28 protein-coding genes and 1 riboswitch are annotated in these 25,750 nt (G+C 60.2%); of the genes, 8 read left to right on the top strand and 20 right to left on the bottom strand.

Annotated elements, in window-relative coordinates:
• Positions 1-30: 30 nt before the first annotated feature.
• Positions 31-612, bottom strand: coding sequence for a thymidine kinase (locus J9889_RS06815; RefSeq protein ID WP_010674989.1), 582 nt, complete (start codon positions 610-612; stop codon positions 31-33).
• Between the two features lie 85 nt (positions 613-697).
• Complete coding sequence (locus J9889_RS06810; RefSeq protein WP_042016617.1) at positions 698-2,278, bottom strand: Na+/H+ antiporter NhaC family protein; 1,581 nt, start codon at positions 2,276-2,278, stop codon at positions 698-700.
• 87 nt (positions 2,279-2,365) lie between these two features.
• Positions 2,366-2,537, bottom strand: a riboswitch (Lysine riboswitch).
• A gap of 317 nt (positions 2,538-2,854) precedes the next feature.
• Here J9889_RS06810 and J9889_RS06805 point away from each other — a divergent pair.
• On the top strand, positions 2,855-3,253 hold the full coding sequence (locus tag J9889_RS06805) for an H-NS family nucleoid-associated regulatory protein (protein WP_041215041.1): 399 nt from the start codon (positions 2,855-2,857) through the stop codon (positions 3,251-3,253).
• Positions 3,254-3,330: 77 nt separating this feature from the next.
• Here J9889_RS06805 and J9889_RS06800 read toward each other — a convergent pair whose 3' ends face one another.
• From J9889_RS06800 to J9889_RS06780, 5 genes are all read right to left on the bottom strand, one after another.
• Positions 3,331-3,894 carry a cob(I)yrinic acid a,c-diamide adenosyltransferase gene (locus J9889_RS06800; RefSeq protein ID WP_041211547.1) on the bottom strand — a complete coding sequence of 188 codons (564 nt, stop codon included), beginning with the start codon at positions 3,892-3,894 and terminating at the stop codon, positions 3,331-3,333.
• Positions 3,891-4,121: a DUF3820 family protein gene (locus tag J9889_RS06795; RefSeq protein WP_039038687.1), complete on the bottom strand. Its 231-nt coding sequence runs from the start codon at positions 4,119-4,121 to the stop codon at positions 3,891-3,893. Before J9889_RS06795 ends, J9889_RS06800 begins: the two co-directional genes overlap by 4 nt.
• Position 4,122: 1 nt before the next feature.
• Positions 4,123-4,794 (bottom strand): 7-carboxy-7-deazaguanine synthase QueE, encoded by a 672-nt coding sequence (gene queE / locus J9889_RS06790; RefSeq protein ID WP_210556187.1) that lies wholly within the window; start codon positions 4,792-4,794, stop codon positions 4,123-4,125.
• Positions 4,795-4,855: 61 nt separating this feature from the next.
• Complete coding sequence (gene queC, locus J9889_RS06785) at positions 4,856-5,563, bottom strand: 7-cyano-7-deazaguanine synthase QueC (protein ID WP_045524469.1); 708 nt, start codon at positions 5,561-5,563, stop codon at positions 4,856-4,858.
• Positions 5,564-5,585: 22 nt separating this feature from the next.
• On the bottom strand, positions 5,586-6,239 hold the full coding sequence (locus tag J9889_RS06780) for a tRNA-uridine aminocarboxypropyltransferase (protein WP_210556175.1): 654 nt from the start codon (positions 6,237-6,239) through the stop codon (positions 5,586-5,588).
• On the opposite strand from J9889_RS06780, the gene rrtA reads away from it, so the two are divergent.
• On the top strand, positions 6,205-6,783 hold the full coding sequence (gene rrtA / locus J9889_RS06775) for a rhombosortase (protein WP_246878054.1): 579 nt from the start codon (positions 6,205-6,207) through the stop codon (positions 6,781-6,783). The genes J9889_RS06780 and rrtA overlap by 35 nt on opposite strands.
• 86 nt (positions 6,784-6,869) lie before the next feature.
• Here rrtA and pyrF read toward each other — a convergent pair whose 3' ends face one another.
• The 6 genes from pyrF to cmk form a co-directional block, all read right to left on the bottom strand.
• Positions 6,870-7,568, bottom strand: coding sequence for an orotidine-5'-phosphate decarboxylase (gene pyrF / locus J9889_RS06770; protein ID WP_010674998.1), 699 nt, complete (start codon positions 7,566-7,568; stop codon positions 6,870-6,872).
• Between the two features lie 121 nt (positions 7,569-7,689).
• Positions 7,690-8,856, bottom strand: a complete 1,167-nt coding sequence (lapB, locus tag J9889_RS06765; RefSeq protein ID WP_010674999.1) for a lipopolysaccharide assembly protein LapB — start codon at positions 8,854-8,856, stop codon at positions 7,690-7,692.
• Between the two features lie 9 nt (positions 8,857-8,865).
• Positions 8,866-9,150, bottom strand: a complete 285-nt coding sequence (locus J9889_RS06760) for a lipopolysaccharide assembly protein LapA domain-containing protein (protein ID WP_010675000.1) — start codon at positions 9,148-9,150, stop codon at positions 8,866-8,868.
• Between the two features lie 156 nt (positions 9,151-9,306).
• Positions 9,307-9,591, bottom strand: coding sequence for an integration host factor subunit beta (gene ihfB, locus J9889_RS06755; protein ID WP_005299934.1), 285 nt, complete (start codon positions 9,589-9,591; stop codon positions 9,307-9,309).
• A gap of 92 nt (positions 9,592-9,683) precedes the next feature.
• Complete coding sequence (gene rpsA, locus J9889_RS06750) at positions 9,684-11,354, bottom strand: 30S ribosomal protein S1 (protein ID WP_010675001.1); 1,671 nt, start codon at positions 11,352-11,354, stop codon at positions 9,684-9,686.
• 93 nt (positions 11,355-11,447) lie between these two features.
• Positions 11,448-12,140, bottom strand: a complete 693-nt coding sequence (cmk, locus tag J9889_RS06745; protein ID WP_042016625.1) for a (d)CMP kinase — start codon at positions 12,138-12,140, stop codon at positions 11,448-11,450.
• 263 nt (positions 12,141-12,403) lie between these two features.
• Here cmk and ribA point away from each other — a divergent pair, with 263 nt between their 5' ends.
• The gene (ribA, locus tag J9889_RS06740; protein WP_039038692.1) at positions 12,404-12,997 is read left to right on the top strand and encodes a GTP cyclohydrolase II; all 594 of its coding nucleotides are present in this window, start codon (positions 12,404-12,406) and stop codon (positions 12,995-12,997) included.
• A 66-nt stretch (positions 12,998-13,063) separates the two neighbouring features.
• Here ribA and J9889_RS06735 read toward each other — a convergent pair whose 3' ends face one another.
• A complete protein-coding gene (locus J9889_RS06735; protein WP_160837233.1) occupies positions 13,064-13,966 on the bottom strand; it encodes a LysR family transcriptional regulator in 903 nt (300 codons plus the stop codon).
• Positions 13,967-14,059: 93 nt separating this feature from the next.
• Here J9889_RS06735 and J9889_RS06730 point away from each other — a divergent pair, with 93 nt between their 5' ends.
• Positions 14,060-15,313 (top strand): MFS transporter, encoded by a 1,254-nt coding sequence (locus tag J9889_RS06730; protein WP_210556174.1) that lies wholly within the window; start codon positions 14,060-14,062, stop codon positions 15,311-15,313.
• On the opposite strand, the gene J9889_RS06725 is transcribed toward J9889_RS06730, so the two are convergent.
• The 5 genes from J9889_RS06725 to J9889_RS06705 form a co-directional block, all read right to left on the bottom strand.
• The gene (locus tag J9889_RS06725; protein ID WP_160837237.1) at positions 15,298-15,852 is read right to left on the bottom strand and encodes a VOC family protein; all 555 of its coding nucleotides are present in this window, start codon (positions 15,850-15,852) and stop codon (positions 15,298-15,300) included. The two genes, J9889_RS06730 and J9889_RS06725, sit on opposite strands and share 16 nt — an antisense overlap.
• The gene (locus J9889_RS06720) at positions 15,846-16,610 is read right to left on the bottom strand and encodes a hypothetical protein (RefSeq protein WP_010675007.1); all 765 of its coding nucleotides are present in this window, start codon (positions 16,608-16,610) and stop codon (positions 15,846-15,848) included. The genes J9889_RS06725 and J9889_RS06720 overlap by 7 nt, the downstream gene beginning before the upstream one ends.
• Positions 16,611-16,763: 153 nt before the next feature.
• A complete protein-coding gene (nfsA, locus tag J9889_RS06715; RefSeq protein ID WP_010675008.1) occupies positions 16,764-17,489 on the bottom strand; it encodes an oxygen-insensitive NADPH nitroreductase in 726 nt (241 codons plus the stop codon).
• A 67-nt stretch (positions 17,490-17,556) separates the two neighbouring features.
• Positions 17,557-19,119: an AbgT family transporter gene (locus tag J9889_RS06710; protein WP_210556173.1), complete on the bottom strand. Its 1,563-nt coding sequence runs from the start codon at positions 19,117-19,119 to the stop codon at positions 17,557-17,559.
• Positions 19,120-19,273: 154 nt separating this feature from the next.
• Positions 19,274-21,214 carry an EAL domain-containing protein gene (locus tag J9889_RS06705; protein WP_039038812.1) on the bottom strand — a complete coding sequence of 647 codons (1,941 nt, stop codon included), beginning with the start codon at positions 21,212-21,214 and terminating at the stop codon, positions 19,274-19,276.
• A gap of 148 nt (positions 21,215-21,362) precedes the next feature.
• On the opposite strand from J9889_RS06705, the gene J9889_RS06700 reads away from it, so the two are divergent.
• The 4 genes from J9889_RS06700 (at position 21,363) to J9889_RS06685 (ending at position 24,646) form a co-directional block, all read left to right on the top strand.
• Positions 21,363-22,085, top strand: coding sequence for a DUF2982 domain-containing protein (locus J9889_RS06700; RefSeq protein WP_323948392.1), 723 nt, complete (start codon positions 21,363-21,365; stop codon positions 22,083-22,085).
• Between the two features lie 83 nt (positions 22,086-22,168).
• On the top strand, positions 22,169-23,113 hold the full coding sequence (locus tag J9889_RS06695; protein WP_171865345.1) for a LysR family transcriptional regulator: 945 nt from the start codon (positions 22,169-22,171) through the stop codon (positions 23,111-23,113).
• A 46-nt stretch (positions 23,114-23,159) separates the two neighbouring features.
• Positions 23,160-24,182: a response regulator gene (locus J9889_RS06690; RefSeq protein ID WP_041211557.1), complete on the top strand. Its 1,023-nt coding sequence runs from the start codon at positions 23,160-23,162 to the stop codon at positions 24,180-24,182.
• A 32-nt stretch (positions 24,183-24,214) separates the two neighbouring features.
• Positions 24,215-24,646 (top strand): PAS domain-containing protein, encoded by a 432-nt coding sequence (locus J9889_RS06685; RefSeq protein WP_039038700.1) that lies wholly within the window; start codon positions 24,215-24,217, stop codon positions 24,644-24,646.
• Positions 24,647-24,709: 63 nt separating this feature from the next.
• Here the strand turns inward: J9889_RS06685 and ltaE are convergent, their stop codons facing one another.
• Positions 24,710-25,726 carry a low-specificity L-threonine aldolase gene (gene ltaE / locus J9889_RS06680; RefSeq protein ID WP_210556172.1) on the bottom strand — a complete coding sequence of 339 codons (1,017 nt, stop codon included), beginning with the start codon at positions 25,724-25,726 and terminating at the stop codon, positions 24,710-24,712.
• Between the last annotated feature and the right edge of the window lie 24 nt (positions 25,727-25,750).

The following is a 25,750-nucleotide window of genomic DNA, read 5'->3' as shown; positions in this document are numbered from 1 at the left end:
AGTGTCCAGGCTGCACGAGCCAGCCACGGGTTACTTGAAGGCCCGTCCTTCCAGATAGTGCTTGCGGCAGAGCGACACATAGCGATCGTTGCCGCCGATCTCCACCTGCTCACCGTCGCGCATCACCTGCCCCGCCTCGTTGACCCGCGAGTTCATGTGGGCCTTGTTGCCGCACCAGCAGATGCTTTTTAGCTCCTCGAACTTGTCCGCCAGACAGAGCAGGTGGTAGGAGCCGGGGAACAGTTCACCGCGAAAATCGGTCTTGAGGCCATAGGCGATCACCGGAATGTCCTGCTCGTCGACGATGCGGGCGAGCTGGTAGACCTGCTCACGGGTCAGGAACTGCGCCTCGTCAACGATGAAGACATCGATGTGCCGCTTTGCGTGGCGCGCCTTGACCATCTCGAAGAGATCGCAGCTATCGCTGAACACCTCCACTTTCAGCTCAAGGCCGACCCTGGCACTGATGACGCCGGCACCGAAGCGATCGTCGATGGCGGGCGTCATGGCCAGCGGATACATGCCACGCTCCAGATAGTTGAAGTGGGCCTGGATGAGCTGGGTCGATTTGCCTGAGTTCATGGTGGCAAATTTGTAGTGCAGTGAAGCCATGATGGGGTTCCGAAACGGGAGTGATGGGGCGCATGCTAACCAAAGCCCCTGCCAAAACCAAGGGGCCCGCAGGCCCCTTGTTCTCTTATGCGACTGCCACGGCGCTATACGCCCGGGCTTTGCGCAAATGGTAACCGGAGAAGATCAGGAACCAGAGCCCGCTCACGGTGAAACCGGCCAGCGCGGAGTGCATCAGCCCCATCACCAGGTAGCCGAGCGCAGCGCCAAAGGCGATGGCCAGGGCATAGGGCAGCTGGGTCATCACGTGATCGATGTGATGGCAACCGGCCCCGGTGGCAGACAGGATGCTGGTGCTGGAGATGGGGGAGCTGTGATCTCCGAACACGGACCCTGCCAGTACAGCGGCCAGCATGGGCAGCATCAGACTGATGTCGCTGGCGGCCGCCATGTCGCCGGCGAGCGGCAGCATGATGCCGAAGGTACCCCAGCTGGTGCCGGTGGCAAACGCCATGGCGCAGGAGAGCACGAAGACCACGGCGGGCAGCACTTCCACCGGCAGATTGCCATTGGCCAGGGAGGCCAGGTATTTACCGGTCTCCACATCGCGCACCACGGCGCCGATGGTCCAGGCGAACAGCAGGATGTTGATGGCGGGCAGCATGGCCATGATCCCCTGCGGAGCCGCCTTCATCCAGTTGCTTGCCCCGAGCTTGAGGCGCATGGCCAGACCGATGGAGACCACCAGGCTGCACAGGGCACCATAGACCAGGGAGGAGCCGACGTTGGTATTTTCGAAGGAGCCGAGCACGCTGAACGGCAGCCCCTTGTCGGCCAGCACCGCAGCCCCGGAGTCAATCATGAAATAGACAGTGGTCAGGGTGAGGGTCAGGATGGGCAGCACCATGTCAATCATGCCGCCATTGCTCTCCTCCGGGCTCTCCATGTCGAGCCCGATGGGGCGCCCCTTGGACTCGTCCCACAGCTTGCCCTCCAGTGCCCACTGCTCATGCTGGCGCATGGGGCCGATGTCGAGCTGGAAGGCTATCACCACCAGCACCATGATCAGGGTGAACACCGCATAGAGGTTCATGGGGATCATTTCGACGAAGGCGGAGATGGGGCTCTGGTCGGTCAGACCATGAGCCGCCATGATGCCGCCGACGAGGGCGATGATGTAGGCCCCCCAGGAGGAGATCGGCATCAGCACGCAGACCGGCGCGGCGGTGGAGTCCAGCAGATAGGCCAGCTTGGCGCGGGAGATCTGGAAGCGATCGGTCACCGGACGGCAGATGGCCCCCACCGACAGACTATGGAAGAAGTCGTCGATGAAGAAGGCGAACACCATCAGACCGGTCAGGGACTTGGCACCCTTGCGGGTCTTGGCGCGGCGCTCCGCCCACTCGGCAAACGCCCGGGTCGCACCGGAGACGCTCATCAGACTGATGAGGCCGCCCAGCAGCAACATGAAGAGGATCATGTTGACGTTGTCACGGTTGAGCGCACCGTCGACCCAGAAGATCCTGAGCACGGTATCGAGCATGTAATGCAGGGATGCAAGGGGAGAAAACTGGTTGAGCAGCAGGCTGCCTGCGACTATGCCCACCCCCAGCGACACCAGGACGCGGCGAGTGATGATCGCCAGCGCAACGGCCAGCAGGGGAGGAACGACGGACCAACCGGAGTCGGCGTAATGAACGATGTCCATGATCTCTTTGCACCTAAAGACAACAGGTGGAGATCTACCGAGAGGATCAAAGAAACAAAACCCATGGGGAGGGTATACTCCTCAGCCCCTTCAGGTAGCGCTCCATAGTGGATGACTATGGCAGTCCTGCACCTATTAGATGCAGAACCAGCAACCCGGTATGATGGCCTGGTCACTTCGGCGCCGACTCCTTTCATCGAGCATCGCAGGCATCACCCTCCGCTCGGTTACTCATAGGCAGCGCGCCTCTACTTAAAGGTATTCGCGGCATATTTTATCGAGCCGCCGGGTGATAGCAAGTTTTTTGATTAAATTTCAAGGTTTCTGAGGCGCCCACATCTTCAAAGATAGTCAAATGGTTCATCAAAGACTCCGCTGGCGATATTTTCATCTGACACGAGCCCATTCGAAGATGTTGGCCCGTCAAACGGATAAAAATATCCTTCATATCTATTTCAAGACTTAATTTATCAGCCTAATTAATTATTTTGGCAGGCTTGACTTGGTGCCAATCACCCCTATAAATTATCGAAAAACCAGTTCTTCCCTTAATATTTTGCTCGCGTGGTAGCCAATATGAACGAATTTCTGAAAGTGCTGTTGAATATCCGTAGCCTGCGTGCAGCTTGCCGCGATTTGACGCTGGAACAACTGGAAGAAGGCTTGGAAAAGCTCTCCGCCATCGTCGATGAACGTCGGCAAGATGAATCCGCCGAACGCCAGGCCCGTGAAGAGCATCAAAAGAAAATTGCCGAATATGCCGAAATGCTGAAGGCCGCTGGGATCGATCCCGCAGAATTGGTCAACACCGTGGTGCCCGAGAATACCAAGGTCAGCAAACGTGCGCCCCGCCCCGCCAAATATCGTTATCTGGACAATGGCGTGGAAAAAACCTGGACCGGTCAGGGCCGCATGCCCTCGGTCATTGCCAAGGCCGTTGCCGAGGGCAAATCCGTGGAAGCCTTTGCTATCTGACAGCAATATCAGGCCCCTTTCCACAGTAATAAAAAACCTCGCAAGGCGAGGTTTTTTATTGCCGCTTCGAGCGGTTGTCAGCCTCTGTCAGCCGCCTTGACCCAAAGGATCTCCGGGGTACCCGACGATACCAGCAGGTATCGGGCGATGGTGAAAAACCAGTCGCTCAGCCGGTTGAGGTAGGGCAAAACGGCCGGATTCACCCGCTCTACGCGGCTCAACCCAAGCAGCAGGCGCTCGCAGCGACGGGTCAGGGTACGCACCACATGTGCCTGGGCCGCCGCCCGCGAACCGCTCGGCAAAATAAAATTGCGCAGCACCGGCAACCCGGCACTGTAGGCATCGATCTGTTGCTCGAGCCTGTTCGTCCAAGCCTCGTTCACCTGCCACAGCGTATCCGTTTGTGATTCACTGGAAAATGCCAGCTCCCCGCCCAGATCAAACAGCTCCTGCTGCAACAATATGAGATCGGCAAGGAGAGTCGTCTCCCCGGCGGGTATTTCAGCCATCAACAAGCCTATTTGGGAATTCAGCTCGTCGATGGCGCCATAGGTCTCGACACGTTTATCGTCTTTGGCCAGGGAAGTGCCATCGGCCAGTCGCGTGAGCCCCTTGTCCCCTTGCCTTGTATATATTCTCATTCTGACATCCTGTTAATAATGGGAATAATCATGGACTCGAGTCCATTGAGCTTTATCTCGTAGGCCAGTGCCAGAGACTGGCCCAGGGTACCGGCTGGAAAACCGCTTCGCGCCATCCATACCAGATAGGGTTCGGGAATATCGATGATGCGCCGCCCCTTGTATTTCCCGTAAGGCATCTTGCTGGCCAGCGTCAGCAAGATGCGCTCATCGCTGAGTCCATCCATATCAATCGATATTCAGGTATTTATGGGTCTGGATGGAGAGTCGCCAGTTACGGGCGATGCAGGTCGCCATGGCCAGCTCCGTGGCCCTGGCTTTCTGGCTGATGGGTTGCAGCGCAATCATCACATCGGGGCGCAGCCGGGCGGTGGCCAGCAGGGCATCCAGCTCCTCGATATGGTGCTCGGTGGCCACCGGGTGCTTGATCTCGTTGGCCCGCTCGAGGGCAGAGACCAGCACCGGCAACCCACCCTTCATGCCGATCTTGGGGGAAACAGTCACCCAGGTCTGCTCATGGGTCAGCACCTCGCTGGTCCCGCTGGTTTCGATCTGCACCTGATAACCCGATGCCACCAGGGCCGAAGAGAGCTCACGCAAGTCGTAGAGGCAGGGCTCACCACCGGTCAACACCACGTGACGGGCCCGGTAACCGAGCCGGGTAAAGCTGGTCAGGATATCTTCCGTACTCATCTTGCTCCAGCCGTCGGACTCATTGGAACGATCGAGCACCTCGCCAGGGGCCACCTCACGCTCGGGGTCCACCACCCAGGTGTGGCGGGTATCGCACCAGGGGCAGCCCACCGGGCAGCCCTGAAGGCGAACGAAGATGGCGGGCAGGCCGGTAAATACCCCCTCCCCCTGGATGGTCTGGAAGATCTCGTTGATTGGGTAGTGCATCTTGGTCACGACTTGCTGCAAAAGGGGCGGATTATACCCCAAACCCGGGCTAGGCACAGGCTCAGGATCCGCTTTTCTCGCCCAGTCCGCTCTTCTCGTAAAGTCTGGCACGGATGCCGGTCTTGTCAGCCAGATAGTGATCCAGGCCACGGCGACGCAGCTCGCAGGCCGGACAGGCCCCGCAACCATCTCCCTGGACACCGTTGTAGCAAGTGAGCGTCTGGTGACGCACGGTATCGAGGTGACCGTAATGATCCGCCAGCGCCCAGGTTTCGGCCTTGTCGAGCCACATCAGGGGGGTTTCGAAGCGGATGGGGCGATCCAGCCCCAGGGAGACCGCCTGATTGAGCGCCTTGACGAAGTCGTCGCGGCAATCGGGATAGCCGGAAAAGTCGGTCTCGCACACCCCGGTGATCACCGCTTCGGCGCCCACCTGATAGGCATAGATGGCCGCCAGGGTCAGGAACAGGATGTTGCGTCCCGGTACGAAGGTGTTGGGCAGGCCGTTCTCCTGAAGCTCGAAGCTCACCGGTATGTCGTCCCGGGTCAGCGCAGAGATGGCCAGCTCTCCGAGCATGGTCACATCCATTACCTTGTGGGCGGCAATCCCGAGCGCCGTCGCCAGATGGCGGGCGGTGTCAATCTCCGCCCGGTGGCGCTGGCCGTAATCGAAGGTGATGGCATGCACTTCGTCATAGCGGGCCTGTGCCTGCACCAGACAGGTGGTGCTGTCCTGCCCGCCACTGAAGACCACGACGGCTTTTTTCATGTTTTTCACTCCTCTGGGCAACTCAACGGCGGCGGCCTTGTGCAAAGTCATGCCACTGCCGGTTCAAATGGGTAAACAGGGTCATCAGCGGGGCGAAGCGCTCAGGCTCTCCTTCCCACCGGGACAACAGATGGTAGCCCGCCTCCAGGGTGGACAATGCCTCCTCAAAGGGCTTCTTGCGAATGGAATATTGCCCGGCAATGGCGCCGAGGGTGATCCGCGGCAACCCGAGCAGTGCAGGCGAGCTGTGCAACATGCGATAGGCTTTGCGCCAGGTGCCATCGAGGAGGATGAAGTGGGCTCGCACGGTGCGTCCACGCCTCAGGAGATGCTCCCTTGCCTCTATCAGGGTCAGGGCCTCCTCACCGGGCCACAGCACGTAGCACTGCACAGCGGGGTCGGCAAGCAGGGCATTGAGCCCTTCATCGTCGGAAAAGTCCTCCCCCACATGGATGCGCACATCGGACAGGGACGCCGCCAGCAACGCAGCCGTCCCCTTGGGGTGACCTACTTCGGCAGGGTGTTGCAGGATATGGAGCGCAGCCAGGTTCGGCACTCGCTGAATATAATCGCACAGGCACGCTTTGAGGGCCCGGGTACAGCGTGTACAGTATCGGCTCTCTTTGTCGTTGGGCTGCTTCATGTTGTCAGGAAAATCAGGTCTGCTCTGGGGCATCGCGCTTTCGCTCGTCACTGCCTTGCTCTTTTTCACCGTGCCAAATCATCAGCTCGCCTTCGATCGCGACCTGATCGCCCAGGGCGAAGGGTGGCGCATCATAACAGGCAATCTGGCACACACCAATGGATGGCACCTGCTGCTCAACCTGAGCGGTCTGGCCGTGCTCTACAGCCTGTTTCAGGAGTACCTGACGGGATGGCGCCTGCCCGTGCTGTTGCTGCTGCTGGGAACGGCGGTCGGACTCGGCATCTGGTGGGGCTGCCCGCAAACCCAGTGGTACATGGGACTCTCCGGCCTGCTGCACGGCTTGTTCGTATGGGGTGCCATGCAGGACATCCGCTTTCGCCGTCACTCCGGCTGGCTGATGCTGGCGGGCGTCGCCATCAAGCTCGGTGTGGACTTTTACAGTGCCGGCGAGAGCCCTGTCTCCGCCTTGATCGGTGCCAGGGTACACATCGAGTCACACTTCATCGGCGCACTCGCCGGCCTGCTGCTCGGCCTCTTCCCCATTCGTCTGGACGCCCAGACCGTCCACTCCTGAGCTCCCCATAGGCAAGGCCAGCCCACGGCCAAAATGCAGCAGGCCGGATCTGGGATCCGGCCTGCGCTCATTCGCCCATTACGCCGTTACCGGCAAAGCTCGGCATTGATCGCCCCAAGCACGGCGGCGGGATCCGAGGACTGGGTGATAGGACGGCCGATCACCAGATAATCCGCCCCCGCCTCCACCGCTGCCAGCGGCGTCATGACGCGGCGCTGATCACCGGCAGCCGATCCGCTCGGACGAATGCCCGGCGTCACCAGCTTGAATTCGGCTCCCAGCAGCCCCTTCAGCACACTCGCCTCTTCCGCGGAGCAGACCACACCATCCAGCCCGGCCGCCTTGGCAAGGGTGGCCAGGCGGATCACCTGTTCTGCCGGCGTCACATCCAGACCCAGGGGCGCCATGTCGGACTGCTCCATGCTGGTCAGTACGGTTACCCCGATGAGCAGGGGCGCCTTGTCCCCGTATGGCAGCAACGCCTCTCTGGCGGCACGCATCATGCGTTCACCACCGCTGGCATGGACATTCACCATCCAGACGCCCAGCTCCGCACTGGCCGCCACCGCCTTGGCGACGGTGTTGGGAATGTCGTGAAATTTCAGATCCAGGAAGACGTCGAACCCCTTGGCCACCAGTTGACGAACGAACTGGGGACCAAACAGGGTAAACATCTCCTTGCCTACTTTGAGGCGGCACTGGGCCGGTGAGATCTGCTCAATGAAGGCAAAGGCGTCGGCTTCGTGCTGATAATCCAGCGCGACCAGTACTTTGGGGTCTTGCATGTCACTTCCTATGGATTGTTATGCCACAGCCAGGCGCAGCAGAGCAGGGGCCCGGTTGCACGCTGGCATCTGAAATTCTTGGGTATCCGTGCTCGCCCGGGCGTGTTGGCCTCGCTGGCGTTTACTCCCCATCCAGCCCTCGGATCGGCTTGATGGTGCCCCACTGCCGGCAGGAAGGGCATTGCCAGAACAGCGAATGGGTGGCAAAGCCGCACTGACGGCACTTGTGGGTCGACTTGATCTTGATCTGCTCACCGACCAGCTGTTGCAGCAGCTCCAGGCTCTCCTTGGCAGGCCCCTCCTCGGCACTGGCCAACTGGAAACCGACCAGCTGATAGAAGCCCTTCATGGAGGGGTGGCGACGCAGTTGGCGCAGCACCAGGGCCCGGGCCTGGCTCAACCCATCGCGGGCCTCCACCAGATTGGCCAGGGCCAGGGTCACGCTGACCCCCGCATGATCCTCTACCGCTTTTTCAAGCAGCGGGATCAGCTCCTGGCTGCGACCAAGCTGGCGATAGCATTCGAGCAGTTTTGGCATGGCTTCGGAGGCAAAGTCGATATCCTGCTCGAACACCCGCAGGAGCTCCTTGGCCGCATCCTCGAACCTGCCCTCCTCCATCGCCAGATCGGCCAGCCGCAAGCTGGCGCGGGCACAGGCCGGGTGCGCACCGAGCGCACGCTTGAGCTTGGCGATGCCCGCAGGCTTGTCGCCATCGCGCAAGGCACTCTCCGCCTGTTCGCAATAGAAGTGGGATATGGGCTCGGCCAGCTTCTTGCCCTGGAATTTCTGCAGACGCACCGCCACGGCGATGGCATTGTCCCAGTCACGCAACTGCTGATGAATGATCAGGAGCTGTGCCAGAGCCGTCTCTTCGAAATCGCTGTCATCACACAGCTCTTTCCAGAGTGCTTCGGCCCGATCGAGCAAGCCGGCAGCCAGAAAGTCACGGGCCAGCTCCTGCAAGGCAAGCTGACGCTGCTCACGGGTCAGCTGACGGGCGACCAGGTTCTGGTGGATCTTGATGGCACGATCGACCTCGCCCCGTTGACGGAACAGGTTGCCGAGGGAGAGGTGGGTTTCGATGGTTTCGCTGTCGACTTCCAGCAGCTGGATAAAGAGATCCACCGCCTTGTCCGACTCGTCAGAGAGCAAATAGTTGAGGCCCGCCACGTACTGGCGGGAAAACTGGTTACTCTGTTGCTGGGTGTCCTGGCGAACACTCCTGCGGCCCATGTACCAGCCATAACCGGCGGCGATGGGCAACAGCAGGAAAAGCAGTTCAAGCATCGAGGGACATTATTCCTTGGTTGTCGACCGGGCAAGCTCCAACTCGCGAGATTGACGACGCATGGTTCGGTTCAGGGTGCGATTTTGCAGCTTGAGACGCAGGAACAGCAGACCAAATACCAGCCAGCCCAGCAGAAAACCGCCGGCGAAGAAGAACCCCAGCAACATGGAGAGCGAGAACTCCCCCTGGGCAATCAGGTAGTTGAACTGCACCAGCTGACCATTTTGAGAACCGATGGCAAGGGTCAGGACAAACACCAGCACCAGTGGAATGAGGGCCAAGATACGCTTCATGGGAGCTCCCTGTCTGTAGCGAATGAGTGACTGATTATCCTTAAAATCACAGGCAGACTCTAGCGCGAATGGGAAAAGAGTGTGAGAAACCCGACAACGGGCAGACTCCAGGCCATAAAAATGAAAAAGGCATACTCAGGTATGCCGTTTTCTGCATTATTCGATGATGTTGACGCGTTCGCGCAACTCTTTGCCAGGTTTGAAGTGCGGGACATATTTCCCGGTCAGTTCAACCTTGTCCCCGGTCTTGGGGTTGCGACCCACGCGGGGCGCACGATAGTGCAGCGAGAAACTGCCAAATCCTCGGATTTCAATCCGGTCGCCGTTTTGCAAGGTCGATGCCATCTGCTCAAGGATCTCCTTGATAGCGGCTTCGACATCCTTGGCCGGCATATGCATGCGGCTGGCTGCCAGTTGTTCGATGAGATCTGATTTGGTCATAAGGTTAAATCTCCTTCCCCGATCACATGCAATAATCATTTTGCCAAGATAAAAAAGGGCGGCGCAATGCCGCCCTTTTCTTGCATCAAGGATTACTCACCCTTGGCGGCTTTGAACGCTTCCATCATGGCATTGCTGAACACAACTTCTTCTTGTTGGTTCAGGCTGTCGATGGCAACACGCTCGTCAGCCTCGTCCTTGGCACGGACAGACAGGCTTACGGTACGGTTCTTGCGATCAACGCCCATGAATTTGGCTTCAACTTCGTCACCAACAGACAGCACCAGAGTGGCGTCTTCTACGCGGTCACGAGCAGCGTCGGAGGCACGCAGGTAGCCTTCTACGCCGTCAGCCAGTTCGATCACGGCACCCTTGGCATCAACCTCGGTAACCTTGCCCTTCACAATAGCACCTTTCTTGTTGTCAGACAGGTACTTATTGAACGGGTCTTCTTCGATCTGCTTGACGCCCAGGGAGATGCGCTCACGCTCCGGGTCCACTTGCAGAACAACGGCTTCGATCTCGTCGCCCTTCTTGAATTCACGCACGGCTTCTTCGCCCTGGTTGTTCCAGGAGATGTCAGACAGGTGAACCAGGCCGTCGATGCCGCCATCCAGACCAATGAAGATACCGAAGTCAGTGATGGACTTGATCTTGCCGGAAACACGGTCGCCCTTGGCGTGAGTTTCGGCAAACAGCTGCCACGGGTTGGATTTGCACTGCTTCAGACCCAGGGAGATACGACGACGCTCTTCGTCGATGTCCAGAACCATCACGTCAACCACGTCGCCAACGTTGACAACCTTGGACGGGTGGATGTTCTTGTTGGTCCAATCCATCTCGGATACGTGTACCAGGCCTTCCACGCCTTCTTCGATTTCAACGAAGCAGCCGTAGTCGGTCAGGTTGGTCACGCGGCCAGACAGACGGGTGGTTTCCGGGTAACGCTTGGCGATAGCAACCCAGGGATCTTCGCCCAGCTGCTTCAGGCCCAGGGATACACGGGTACGCTCGCGGTCGAACTTCAGAACCTTGACAGCGATCTCGTCGCCAACGTTGACGATTTCGGAAGGATGCTTAACGCGCTTCCACGCCATGTCGGTGATGTGCAGCAGGCCGTCAACACCGCCCAGATCTACGAATGCACCGTAGTCGGTCAGGTTCTTGACGATACCCTTAACTTCTTGACCTTCTTGCAGGTTGGCCAGCAGGCTTTCACGCTCGGAGGTGTTCTCGGTCTCGATCACGGCACGACGGGAAACAACAACGTTGTTGCGCTTCTGGTCCAGCTTGATGACTTTGAACTCGAGTTCTTTGTTTTCCAGGTGAGCGGTGTCACGGATCGGACGCACGTCAACCAGAGAACCCGGCAGGAAGGCACGGATGCCATTCAGTTCAACGGTGAAACCACCCTTGACCTTGCCGTTGATGATACCGATAACGGTAGCTTGCTCTTCGTAAGCTTTTTCAAGCTGCAGCCAGGCTTCGTGGCGCTTGGCTTTTTCGCGGGACAGCTTGGTTTCGCCGAAACCATCTTCGATAGAGTCCAGAGCCACGTCAACGGAGTCACCTACGTTGATTTCCAGCTCGCCCATGGCGTTCTTGAATTCTTCAGCCGGGATAGCAGACTCGGATTTCAGACCGGCATCAACCAGTACGAAACCGTTCTCGATAGCAACGACAGTGCCCTTGACGATGGAACCTTGACGGGTTTCAACGGCGTTCAGGGACTCTTCAAAGAGTTGAGCAAAAGATTCGATCATTGTTTATGTCACAAATGAAACATCCACTTGCAATCCGGCACAAGCGGGGTTGTTTTAAATTATCTGCGCCATCCTTGGTGCAGACGACTGACATCAGTTTGCGCTGACATCACCAAGTTGTTGCTCTGCATAGGCAAGCACCGTTGCCAGCACTTCATCTATGGTCATGGACGTTGAGTCTACAACAAGAGCATCTTCCGCGGGTTTCAGGGGAGCGACGGCGCGATTTCTGTCGCGATCGTCACGTTCCCGAATCTCGGTTAAAAGACGCTCAAAGTTAACATCAAAGCCCTTATCTTGCAACTGCTTATAGCGGCGCTGGGCCCGCTCCTCGGCGCTGGCGTCGAGGAAAATCTTCACATTCGCCTCGGGGAAAACCACTGTACCCATGTCGCGACCGTCGGCGATGAGACCGGGGGCTTGGCGAAATGCACGCTGACGGCGCAGCAGGGCTTCACGTACCCGGGGAAACGCCGCGATTTTGCTGGCCGCGTTGCCCACTTCTTCAGTACGAATGGTGCGGGAAACATCCTCCCCTTCGAGGATCACCTTGACCAGCTCCCCTTCTACCTGGAATTGCACATCCAGATTGGCGGCCAGGGGAACCAATGCGGCTTCGGAATCGAGCTCCACATCGTGATGCAGGGCTGCCAGGGAGAGCACCCGGTAGATGGCACCGGAATCGAGCAGGTGCCAGCCCAGTTTTTCAGCCAGCAACTGGCACAAGGTGCCTTTTCCTGCTCCACTTGGGCCATCAATAGTCATCACGGGGGCCATCTGAGCCATAACGTTTCTCCTGCGCACTCGGCATCTTGACTGGTTGCACACATCCCTGTCGGGATGGGTTAATGGGCGCCGATTATACCCGAATGCGCCGTCGCTGGCAGTTGTCAGGGCACACAATTGCGCAAAAGTCGTCGTGATTGCACCTATTCTGACCAATCGGGTTAACCCACTTCTCACGCAAGGTTTTGTTCTTATGGTTGTTCCGGACAATGCGCGCTAAACTGGCCGCCCTTTTTTAAGCAGCTGTAGTCAGGAGCAACCATATGAGCAGCGTTACCCTCGTGGCCAAATCCAAGTTGCCGACCCCCTGGGGCACTTTCACGCTGGTTGGTTTTCAGGAAACCGGCACGGGCAAGGATCATGCCGCGCTGGTGATGGGCGATATCGCAGACGGCGAACCCGTGCTGGGACGCATTCATTCCGAGTGTCTGACCGGGGATGCCCTGTTCAGTCTGCGTTGTGACTGCGGCTTCCAATTGCAGGCCGCGCTGGAAAACATCGCCAAGGCGGGCCGCGGCGTCCTGCTGTATGTCCGTCAGGAAGGGCGAGGCATCGGCTTGCTCAACAAGATCCGGGCCTATCATCTGCAGGATCAGGGGGCCGATACCGTGGAGGCCAACGTGGCGCTTGGCTTTGCCGCCGACATGCGCGACTACACCATCTGCGCCGACATGCTCAAGGCGCTCGAGGTCAGGTCCCTGCGCCTGATGACCAACAACCCGCGCAAGTTGAAGGCGATGGAATCCTTTGGCATCCCCGTGGCGGAGCGCGTGCCCCTTCAGGAAGGTCGCAATCCCCACAACGAGTTTTATCTCTCCACCAAGGCAAACAAGCTGGATCACCTGTTCAAGAAATAAGGTTGCATCCACCTTTTCAGCATACGCCTCCAGATTGGAGGCGTTTTTATTGGTGATACCACTCAATCATTCAGTATCTGTAGCACAATGATGAGACGCATCCCCTTGCGCCAGCAAAAAATCCCGCAACGCCCGGTTCGCCATGGAGAGCGGATCCCCCCGTCGCCAGGCGACGCAGAGATCCAGGAAGATAGGGGGTGAAAAAGGGATGCCGGTGAGGGCCGGCTCCTCTTCCAGCGCCATGCGCAGGAAGGTGGTCACGGCGAATCCCTGACGCACCACCGCCTTGAGCAGCGGGATGAGATTGCTTTCGAACGCGATGTCAGGCTCTACCCCCAGCCCCTGCGCCAACACCTCCATGTGTTCCCTGTGGTAGAAGCCTCGCCGGAACATGGCGAGCTCCTGGCCGAAGAACTGTGGCAGCGAGACCGACTCAGCGCCGCGCAGCGGGTGCTCCTCCCCCACCACCATCAGCATCTCTTCCCGCAGCAGTTGCGCCCCCTCGAGGGCCGGTGGCAGATCGCTGGTGATGAGGATGGCGAGATCCAGACTGCCATCCACCATGCGGCTGAGCAGCTCCCGGGTGCCCGCCTCCTCCACCCGGATCTTCAAGCCGGGGTAGCGATGCTTGAACGCCATCAGGATTGGCGGGAAGTAATAGGATCCCATCATGTAGGGGATGCCGATGCGCACCTCCCCCCGCTCCAGCCCCTTGAGCTCGGCCATCTCGGCCTCGGCCTGGTGCATCTGGCGCAGCAGCCGTTCGGCGTGGCGACAGAGGACCTCTCCCTCCGGGGTGAGGCGCACGCTGCGGTCCTGCCGGTCAAACAGCCGCAGATCGAGCTGCTGCTCCAGCTTGGCGATGGCCATGCTGACGGCAGGCTGGGCCACGTTCAGCCCCTGGGCCGCCCTGGTGAAGGAGCCGGCATCGCGCACCGCCAGCAGGTATCCGAGCTGTTTCAGATCCATATCAATTTAATTTATCAGGGTGATAACTTAAATATATTATATTTATACGTTTCGTCGCACTACCCTGCACAAAAGTCGTCGGGACAACTCCATATGATCGAAGTAGGCAGTCGCGAATGGATACGCGCCACCCTGGCCCTCAGCCTGGGTTCCTTCCTGGTATTCCTCAATCTCTACCAGACCCATCCCCTGCTGCCGCTCCTGGCAGAGGTTTTCTCGGTCAGCGCCCTGTCCGCCAGCTGGACGCTGGCAGGCTGTACCGCAGGGCTTGCAGGTTCCCTGCTCGTCTGTGCCCGTCTGGCTGATCGGTTCGGACGGCGGCGGATCATGCTGTGGACCCTGGCGGCCGCCATCCTGCTCTCCCTGTGCATCCCCTGGGTCACCCACTTTGATGTGCTGGTGAGCCTGCGCATCCTGCAAGGCGTCCTGCTGGCAGGGCTGCCCGCCACCGCCATTGCCTACATGGGGGAAGAGTTCAGCAAACGTGCCCTCATCGTAGCCGTCGGCGTCTATATCGCCGCCAACTCCCTGGGGGGCATCGCGGGCCGGGTGGTCGGCGGTCTGCTGGCTGGCTGGTTTGGTGACTGGCAGCACACCTTCCTCGGTATCGGGGTCATCAGCCTCGCCCTGCTGCCACTGGTCATCTGGCTGCTGCCCGCCCAGCGCTGCTTCGTGGCCGTGGAGGCAGCGCCTGGGCAACTGCGCCGCGCCATCCAGAGTCACCTTGGCAATCCCCTGCTGGTGGGGGCCTATCTCATCGGCGGTCTCAACTTCATGGTCTTCCTGAACCAGTACAGCTATCTCACCTTCCTGCTGGCCAAGGCCCCCTTCTCCCTGCCGCCCCAGTGGCTCGGCATGCTGTTTCTGACCTACCTCACCGGCACCGTCGCCTCTTCACTGAGCGGCCGCGGGGCCCATCGCTGGGGAGCACATCGTCTGCTGCTGGCGGGAATAACCTTGATGGCACTCGGCAGCCTGGCCCTGTTGCAGGGGAGCCTTGTCGCCATCATCGGGGGATTGCTTGTCTCGAGCTTCGGCTTCTTCCTCGCCCACGCCTGTGCCAGCGCCTGGGTCGGCCAGCACGTGGAGCACAACCGGGCGCTCGCCTCGTCGCTCTATCTGGTGGGGTACTACCTGGGAGCCAGTCTGGGCGGGCTTTATCTGCATCCCTTCTGGGAGCAGGGGGGGCTCTGGGGTCTGGTGCTCGGCATCGAGCTGGTGTTGATGATCACCGCGGGGTTGAGCCTCTGGCTCGGTCACTTGAAAGGACGTGTGGCGCCCGCTTGTACGTTGACGCCACAGGGTCAGGCTCCCGTCAACGGGCCCTCCCCTCACAGACCGTCATAATAGTCCGCCGGTACCGGCACCACGGCGCCGGTACAGAGCTCTTCGTCGATCACCTCCTCAAGCGGGCGCAGATGAAACTTGATCTGCCCAGAGGGCAGCATCAATCCTATATCCGGATTGCGTCCGTCATCGATGTTGCCGGTCTTGAAGGGGACATCGGGATGCGTCGCCACCAAGGCCGTGAGCGAGGGCACCACCAGCTCGATATGTTCGAGCCCGACCTGATGGCTTCGGCCCGCCTTGGGGGCGGCCAGTTCGATGCAGGGGACGGTCACCTGCTCCCAGCAGACGGGCTGGTGCAGGCGATAGGTGGCGATGGGACGACCGCCTATCATCCCCTCCACCAGCAAGACTCCGTGGGCGGCCAGCACCGCTTTCAACTCCAGATATTCCGGCAGGGTGGCGGCGCGGTAGCAGAGGTGATCCACCACGGGGGAGTCATTGACTCCCATGACGGCATGCATTTCCGTGAGCAGTTGACAAACAAATGGGGCCATGGGCCCCAGTGTGGAATCCAGGGGATGTGACATGATCACCATTTCTTCTTCGGTTGGAACAGGACGTCCAGTTCGTCCGTCTCTTTGTCCTTGATGTTTTGCAGCTCCTTCTCGCTGTGCTGCTGCAGGTGTTCTTCCAGCTGGCGCATCCCCTGACGCATGTCCTCTTCCCGCGCCAGCAGGTAGGGATCCTTGTCGGTGACATTGGCCAGCGCCCCCAGCCCCTTGGTGTAGAGCTGGCGGCAGGTGCCGTACTGCCCCTGGATCTGGGCATCCATGGCCCGCTTGAGCAGGTTGGCGATGTTGATCTTGAGCTGCATCAGCTCGAGGCGGCGATCCTCCTGGGCAAAGCCCTGGGGATCTATCTTGCCCTTGTTGTGCTCGACCCGCAGCACGGCCCGCATCTTCTTGGCCAGTTGCAGCATCTGGATGGCCTGGCGGTCGGACTCCGGCGTCTTGAAATGCCCCTCGTCCTGGCTGCTGTAGTTCTCCTGCACATTCTTGATCTGAAGCTGGACATCGGCGATGCGCTGCTTGACCTGCGCATTGGGCATCACCAGCGCGATGGCGCGGTAGGCATCCAGGATCCGGTGTTGCAACAGCAGCACCATGTTTTTGGAAAAGGGCACCAGGTTGACGTTCAGCAACACCTCTTCGGTCTCGTCTGCCACCGCCTTGTGACGGGCAATGGCCTGGCGCTTGTCCGATTCGGCCTTCTGCTTGTATTGCTGCACCACGTTATAGGCGATGACCAGAAACAGGAGTGCGCCGATTGACAGCAATATCAGGGTTAAAATCATAGGGTGTTCACACTCCAGTCCCAATCCAATTGCGAGATCCTACAACAGCTTAGCCTCATAGGGTAGCGCCCAGATCCCGTATTGCCTCACAAGAACGCTCGCAGGCGGTGACCGCATCCGGTGCGTCATGCTCCATATCGCCCGCCGCCCCCATTACTTGAGGCAAAAACCCTTCGACTGCAGGAATCCCAGCATGAAGGGCCTCGCCTCCTTGCCCAGGATCCCCCTGATCTGCCCGCTCCAGGTCTGATCCTTGTTGTTGCTGCTGCGGGCCTGGTAGTAGTCGTGGATCTGCCCGTCGTACCGGGCCAGCAGGGCGCGGTCCAGGGTGGCAGGATAGCGGTTCTCGTGCACCACCAGCGCCCGGGGCAGCCGCGGTTTTTGCTCCGGCCGCTGGGCGGGATGGCCCAGGCAGAGGCCAAACAGCGGTATCACCTGATGGGGCAGACCCAGCACCTCGCTCACCTCGGCAGGATTGTTGCGAATGCCGCCGATATAGACCCCCCCCAGCCCAAGTGACTGGGCCGCCAGCAAGGCATTTTGCGCCATCAGGGCGCCGTCGATGGCCCCGATCATGAGTTGCTCCACAAAGCCGGTGCGGGCCTCCGGCACTATCTGGCTGTGACGATGGTAGTCGGCGCAAAACACCAGAAACTCCGCCGCTTCGACCACATAGGCCTGATGGCCTGCCAGCTCCGCCAGGGTGGCCCGCAACCCCTTGTCGGTAACCCGGATGATGCTGTTGGCCTGGAGGAAGCTGGAGCTCGCGGCGCTCTGGGCGGCGCTCAGGATCTGATCCAGCTGCTCTGCGCTGACGGGCTCTGGGGTGAACTGGCGAATGGAGCGATGGGAAAGAATGAGATCGATGGTCGGGTTCATGGTACCTCCGGAATGAAGGTCACACTCTACCCAAAAAAAGCGGGGGGCCCAAGGCCCCCCGTCACCCTCAAGGGACAGGATAGACATAGGGGGCCTGCAACCCAAGCGGGAACCCCAGCGCCCAGTAGATCAGCAGGAAGCCCGTCCAGCTCACCAGGAAGGCCAGGGAGTAAGGCAGCATCATGGAGACCAGGGTGCCGATGCCTGTGCTCTTCACATACTGCTGGCAATAGACCACCACCAGGGGGAAGAAGACCATCAGCGGGGTGATGATGTTGGAGGCGGAATCCCCCACCCGATACGCGGCCTGAGTCAGCTCGGGCGAGATCCCCACCGCCATCAGCATGGGCACCAGGATGGGGCTAATGAGGGCCCACTTGGCGGAGGCCGAGCCCACCACCAGGTTGACGGTGGCCGTCAGCAGTATGATGCCGACGATGGTCACCTCTCCCGGCAGCGCCAGGGCGTGAAGCACCTCGGCACCGGAGAGCGCCAGCAGGGTACCGAGGTTGGAATCCCCGAACGCCTTGATGAAGAGGGCGCAGAAGAAGGCCATCACCATGTAGGAGCCCATCTTGTTCATGGTGGCCGACATGGCGTCGATCACATCCTTGCCGCTCTTGAAGCTGCCGGCGACAAAGCCGTAGACGATCCCGGGCAGGATGAAGAGCAGGAAAATGAGGGGCACGATGGACTTCATCACCGGTGCGGCGAAGGTGGTGAGGGAACCGTCCGGTGCCCGCATCGGCGAGTCGCCGGGGGCCAGCGCCAGCCCCAGCAGCACCACGGCCGCCAGCATGGCGAACCCGGCCCAGTTGAAGGCCCGGCTCTCCTGCGCGCTGTAACGACCCATCTCGTCGGCGCTCTCCAGATCCTCGTTGAGGGGCACTTGCTTGAGGCGCGGCTCGACAATCTTCTCGGTGACAAACCAGCCCACGCAGATGATCAGCAAGGAAGAAGCGCCGGTGAAGATGATATTGCACAGGGTGTTGACCATGTAGTCAGGGTCGAATAACTGGGCTGCAGACTGGGTGAACCCCTGAAGCAGCGCATCCCCGCCGGAGGGCAGGAAGTTGGCGGCAAACCCGCCGGAAACCCCGGCAAAGGCCGCGGCAATCCCCGCCAGCGGGTGACGACCCGCCGCATGGAAGATGATGCCGCCAATGGGGATCACCAGCACATAGCCCGCATCGGCGGCGGTATGGCTGACGATGGCCACCAGGATCAGCATGGGGGTCAGAAAGCGCGCCGGCGTCACCTTGAGCAGCTTCTTGAGCCCGGTGTTGATGATACCGGACTGTTCAGCCACCCCTACCCCCAGCATGGCCACCAGCACGATGCCAAGGGGAGCAAACCCGGTGAACGTGGTGACCATGCTGGCGAGAAAGTCCGCCAGCCCTGCCCCGGTCAACAGGTTGTTGATGACCACGGCCTCTCCGGTGCGGGGATTGACCAGATCGAAGGAGAACTGGGAGCCTATCCAGGAGCCGACCCAGACGATCAGCAAGGCATAGAGGAAGAGCATGGCGGGATCCGGCAGCTTGTTGCCCGCCTTCTCCACCCCGTTCAGAAAGCGGTTCAACCAGCCGTTGGGAGGGGCCGGACGCTCGTTCACTGCAGCTTGACTCATTATGGTGATACTCCATTACCAAGGAATGAGCGCGCATACTAGCGATAACGTCTAATGGATCCCATGATATGAGACAAAAATTCGATTAATTATGTTTAATTTGGCATCTCGCACTTCATAAATGGGAGATGCCGCACATTTATCGACAACTTTCTCAATGGTTTGCGAGGGGATAGCGGCCCAGCCGGCACTGTACTGCGAACCCCGCCGCCGCCACCTCTTCCGGTGTCATGGGACGGCTGAACAGAAATCCCTGGAAGACATGGCAACCCTGGGTCTGCAGGGCCGCGAGCTCGTGCTCCTCCTCCACCCCTTCCGCCAGGATCCCGAGCCCCAGACTGGTGGCCATGGCCACCGTCGCCCGGATCACCGGCAGGTTGAGCCCCACCACGAAGGAGCGGTCCAGCTTGATGGTGTCGATGGGCAACCGGTTGAGGTAGGCCAGGGAGGAGTAGCCCGTCCCGAAGTCGTCGATGGCGATCTTGATCCCCTGCTCGCTCAGGGCGTCGAGGATCTCGATGCACCCCTTCATGTCCAGCATCAGCACCGTCTCGGTCAGCTCCAGGGTCAGCAGTGCCGCCTCCACCGAGAATGCCTCGAGCAGTTGGGCCACCAGCTCCGGCAAACTGGCAGAGAGCTGAAAGCCCGAGAGATTGACCGACACCGGCACCCTCACCCCGTCCTGTCGCTGCCACTCCCCCATCTGGGCCAATGCGGTGGAAAGCACCCAGCTTCCGATTTCCCGGATGAGCCCCATCTCTTCGGCCAGCGGAATGAACTCCGCCGGCGACACATGGCCAAGCACGGGATTGTACCAGCGTACCAAGGCCTCGAAACCGATGACCCGACCTTGCGCCACATCCACCTGGGGCTGATAGCGCAGGCTGAGCTCCCCCCGACCGACGGCCTTGGCCAGAAACTGCTTGAGGGTCAGCTTGCGATGCAGGCTTTGCTGCATGCTGGGGGTGAAGCGCTGCCAGCGAAGCCGCCCCATCTGCTTGGCCTGGTACATGGCCATGTCGGCACGGGTGATGAGATTGTCGCCATCATCCGCGTCGTCCGGGTAGATGGCGATGCCGATGCTGCCGCCGATGGTGACCTCGGGGACACCACTCAGCTGCAGTGGCTTGCTCATCTGGGAGAGCATGAGATCCGCCACCTCCTGGGCCCGATCGCTCGCCTGGTTGAGGGGCACCAGGGCGGTGAACTCATCCCCGCCAAGGCGCGCCAGCTCCACGTCCCGCGGGCAGATCTGCTTGAGCCGTCCGGCGACCCGCTCCAGCAGGCGATCCCCGGCCTTGTGGCCGTAGTTGTCATTGACCAGCTTGAAGTTGTCCAGATCCATGAACACCAGGGCAAAGCGCCCCCCGAGGCCGCAATAGGCTTCCAGGGATTTCATCAGGCCGTAGCGGTTGAGCAGCCCAGTGAGGGAGTCGTGCCAGGCCAGGTGGCGATGCTCCAGCTCTTCGAGCTTGCGATCCGTGATGTCCCGCATGGTCAGCAGGATCCGTGCCCCCTGCTGGATATGGCGAAACTGGTACTGGAACCAGCGCATCCCCTTCTGGGTGCGACACTCCCCTTCAGCCACCACTTCGTCCAGACGGGAGAGGCGACGATAGAAGGCCTCGTCCGCACCGGAGAAGATCTGGGGCAGCGTCAGAATGCCGGTGCCAAAGCACATGTCGAAGTGATGGTTGCCGCTCTCGAGGCGCCCCTCGTTGTCAAAGAGACAGGCCAGGGTGTCGCCAGTGGCGAGGGAGGACTCCTGATAGAGGGTGTCGGCATCGATGACCGCTTCCGCCATCATCATCTGCCGTCCGGCAAGCTGGATCCCGGAAAGACGCAAATAGACCTGCTTCTTGACCCCCTTGGGTGAGAGGGTCCACCACTCGTTGTAACTGCGCTCCTGCTGGAAATCGCCGAGATAGCGCTGCAGCAGCAGATCGATGGCGGCGGCCATGTCGGCGGAGAAATCCCGGGACTTCAGCTCGGCCAGGGAGCTCGCCTCCCAGAGCCCGAGGGCAGCATCGTTGGCCCAGTAAATATGATGACGCTGGATGTCATAGACCCAGACCGGCGTGTGGAGGACATCCATCACGGTGAGCAGGCGTTCGTCTAGCGTATTCATGTTGAGTGATGATTCATGCTGAAAGCTCATGGTCGAACCAGTCGCTTGCGCCCCCTGACAGGAGCATTCGCGCTGGTACAAAATCCGTTCCGGCCCATAATCGGATAACAAACGGATGAAAAAAGGCCGAAATCATATGAAAACGCTACATGTGATCCCCATGGTAAGAAGAAATGGACTCACACTGGTATTGTTGGGCATGGTGATAACCATTGCTATGATTTTTATACTTTTTTTTCTTCGTGAACAACTACTAATCCCCGCCATTTCCCTCCTCCTGGCGGGCCTGATGACAATTCTTGTCGGGGCTTGGAAACTGGGTGAGCCTCATTTTAGTCTCTCTTTGTGTCAGGACTGCCTGCAATACCATCACAAGTACGGCGGCTGGATCCTAAAATGGAGAAATATTCAGCGAATTGACCAACCACGTATCCATTTGGGGTGGGATCTGGTGGAGCTGCCCTACATCGGTTTGAAAATAAAGGATTACGACGCTTTTTTGACGCTGATCACACCCCGGCTCGCCGTCCGTCTGCTCACCGAGCAGCGCGCCGTGCTGATGCAGGCCATGCGAAGCGAGCGCTCCGACTGCCCGACCGGAGGGTGCGGCAGTGGGCTCCTGGGAGAGGGACTGCTGGAGGAGAGCCGCTTCTGCTCACCCGCCGGCCAGCGCTATGAGGGGGTGATCGCCATGCTCGGCAACCGCATGGCACGGCTGCGGGATCTGCTAGGGTACGATCTGCTGGTGCCCGACAACAGCCTGGACAGATCCCCGGAAGATTTCGTCCATCTGCTCCAGCAATACCAGCGCGAGTCGAATCTAATCCAGATCAATTAAACGCCGGATTGCGCTTGCCAAGCCCGGTGACTCTTCATAAGGTCACTGGCTTGTTACAGCCAGAACACCTCCTAAAACCGCTTATGAAGTACATCGAAGAGTTCTATCTGTTCGTCAAGGTGGTGCAAGAGGGCGGTTTCTCCCACGCCGCCGCTGCGCTGGGCATGCCGACAGGCACCATCAGTCGACGTATCTCCCAACTGGAAGAGCAGCTCGGATGCAGCCTGCTGCACAGATCCACCCGCAAGCTGCGTCTCACCGACGAAGGGCTGCGCTATTACGAGCGCCTCTGTACCCCCCTTGCGGAAATAGAGCAGGCCACCGGCGAAATCCGGGGTGAGGAGACGGACATCAGCGGCCTCATCCGCCTGGCGGCCCCCATCGCCCTCTCCAACACCATCCTGGTCGACATGCTGGTGGACTTCGGCCTGCGCTATCCCGGGGTACAGTTCGACATCCGCCAGTCCAACGATCATGCCCTCCAGGCGGATCAGGACAGGGACCTGGTCTTTTTCAACGGCGAGCTTCCCCAGACCCTGCCCAACGCCCTCTGTCTGGGTCACATCCAGTACGGTCTGTTCGCCTCCCCCCTCTATCTGGAGAAGATGGGTGTGCCCTCCCACCCGACCCAGCTGGAAGAGCACGATCTCATCTACTGCTGGCCCCATCAGCACTGGCAACTGAACGGGCGGGACGAACAGACGGTCTGCATCAAGCGCACACCTCGCCTTTGCATCGACCAGACCCAGGCCGCCGTACGAGCAGCCCAGCGCCACCTCGGCATCGTCAACGCCCCGCAGCACTATGTGCACCCCTTCCTGCAAGATGGTCAGCTCGTCCCCGTCCTGCCTGACTGGCAGTCGGGAAAACGTCCCTTCTACATGCTCCATTGTCAGCCCCGGTTCACCCCGTTGCGTGTTAAGATGTTCGCCGATTTCGTCGAGAAGCACTCCGAGCGCTATCGTACCCGCCAGCAGAACGATCAATTTTCACCGGCGCAGCCGCTGCCCGTTGCATCTGACGGCTGATGACCCACACTTAGCGCAATCCTCGTTGCACAGGTCGGCTAACACTATGAATGTATTGATATGTGATGACTCCGGGTTCGCGCGCAAACAGCTGGTGCGCGCCCTGCCCGCCGATTGGGGTGTCACCTTGCACCAGGCCGCGGACGGATTGGAAGGGGTCGAGCAGATCCTGATGGGGCACGGGGACCTGATCTTTCTCGATCTCACCATGCCGGAGATGGACGGTTATGGCGTGCTCGAGACCCTCAAGCGAGAGGGGGTGCGCAGCAAGGTGATCGTGGTCTCCGGCGACATCCAGCCGGAAGCCCATGAGCGTGTCATGGCTCTTGGCGCGCTCGATTTCATCAAGAAACCGGCCTCCCCGGACACCCTCCTTGCCCTGCTCAAGCGCCACGGTCTGTGGCAATCGGCCACCCAGGTGACGGCCATCCAGCCCCAGCCCGTCGCCAGCCACCAGGCTGCCCAGAGCAGCATCCAGTTCACCCCCGAGCTGCGGGATGTCTATCAGGAGCTGGCCAACGTCGCCATGGGCCAGGGGGCGGATCTGCTGGCCCGCCTGCTCGGCGCCTTCGTGCTGCTCCCCATCCCCAACGTCAACGTGCTGGAGGTCTCCGAGCTGCACATGGCGCTTTCGGCCGCCGCCGAGTCGGAGACTCTCTCCGCGGTCTGTCAGGGCTTCATCGGGGCCGGGATCGCCGGGGAGGCCCTGCTGCTGTTCCACGATGCCAGCTTCCAGGACCTGGCCCGCCTGATGAACCATCAGGGGGAGCTGGATCACGGCGCCGAGCTGGAACTGCTGATGGACACCGCCAACGTGCTGATCGGTGCCTTCCTGCGCGGCTACGCCAACCAGCTCGACACCCCTTTTAGCCAGGGTCACCCCGTGGTGCTGGGCCAGCACAGGCCTATTCAGGATCTCATTCGGACCAACCAGAGCCGCTGGCGCCGCACTCTGGCCATCGAGATCAACTATCGGGTGCAGGGCTATGCGGTGCAGTGCGATCTCTTGCTGCTGTTTACCGAAGATTCCATCGCCACCATGAACAACAAGATCATGCACATGCTGTGACCGCACCGCGGCAGCAACCACCAGGAGTGACCATGGACATTCGGGAATTTCATTGGCTGATGAACATCGTCCAGAATCTGGACGTGGGGCTGGTCGTGCTCGACAGGGAGTACCGGATCCAGGTGTGGAACGGCTTCATGGAGAGTCACAGCGGCCGGCTGGCAGGCGAGGTGCGCGATCAAGGGCTGTTCTCGCTCTTCCCCGATGTGGACAAGGCCTGGTTCGAGCGCAAGGCCAACATGGTGTTCAAGCTCAACAACCGTGCCTTCAGCACCTGGGAGCAGCGCCCCTACCTGTTGCGCTTCTCCAACTACCGCCCCATCACGGGATCGGCCCCCTACATGTACCAGAACCTGACCCTGGTGCCGCTGGCCGACTTCGCCGGAGAGGTCACCCACCTGGCCATCATGATCTATGACGCCACCGACGAGGCCATGCTGATCACCGGCCAGCGCCAGGGATGACCGACCCTGCCATGACAACAAGGGCGCCCGATGGCGCCCTTGTTGTTGCGATGGGGAATGGCGTCAGCCACTCAGGTACTCGGTGAAGGCGTCGATCACCTCGTCGATGTCATCGTCGGTGATCTGCAGGTGGGTCACCAGCCTGAGCTCCCCGTAGCCGGAGAAGAGAATACCGCGCTCCTTCATGAAACCCAGCAAGGTGGCGGGATCTCCCTGGGTCAGGCGCAGGAATACCATGTTGGTCTGCACCTCCCCCAAGTTGAGTGCGATGCCTGGCAAGGCGGCCAGCCCCTCTGCCAGACGCCTAGCGCGGCGATGATCATCCGCCAGCCGGGCAACGTGCTGATCCAGCGCGAACAGGGCGGCCTGGGCCAGGATCCCTCCCTGGCGCATGCCGCCCCCCAGCATCTTGCGCAGCCGTCTGGCGCGGGCGATGAACGCAGCCGATCCCACCAGCAGGGAACCCACCGGTGCTCCCAGTCCCTTGGAGAGGCAGACGGAGATGCTGTCAAAAGGCGCCGCGATGGCGGCCACCGGTTCCCCGCTCGCCACCACCGCATTGAAGAGGCGAGCCCCGTCCAGGTGCAGCTTCAGCCCCTTCTCGTCGACGAATTCGCGCATGGCGCGCAGGTAGGTCAATGGCAGCACCTTGCCGTTATGGGTATTTTCCAGGCAGACGAGGTGCGTCTGGACGAAATGGGGATCATCGGGAGCGATGGCCCCCCGCACATCCTCGATGGCCAGGGTGCCGTCCGCCTGCATGGGGACGGATTGCAGGGCCACCGAGCCCAGCACGGCAGAACCCTGGGCCTCGTAGCGATAAATGTGGGAGGCCGCCCCCAGCACGGCCCCTTCCCCACGCTGGCAGTGACTCATCATGGCCAGCAGGTTGGACATGGTGCCGGAGGGCACGAACAGGGCCGCCTCCTTGCCAAGCAGTTCGGCGCCGCGGCGCTCCAGCGCATTGATGCTGGGATCTTCCCCATAGACATCGTCTCCCACCTCGGCATGCAGCATGCTCTGGCGCATGGCTTCCGTGGGTTGGGTCACGGTATCACTTCGTAAATCGATATAGCGCATGTCATCCTCCTGATGCAGGACGAT

The organism is Aeromonas sp. PrichA-15 (genome assembly GCF_017939245.1).
Classification (GTDB): domain Bacteria; phylum Pseudomonadota; class Gammaproteobacteria; order Enterobacterales; family Aeromonadaceae; genus Aeromonas; species Aeromonas caviae.
Note: the sequence above shows the minus strand (reverse complement) of the source record. Positions and strands in the feature narration are given on the sequence as shown.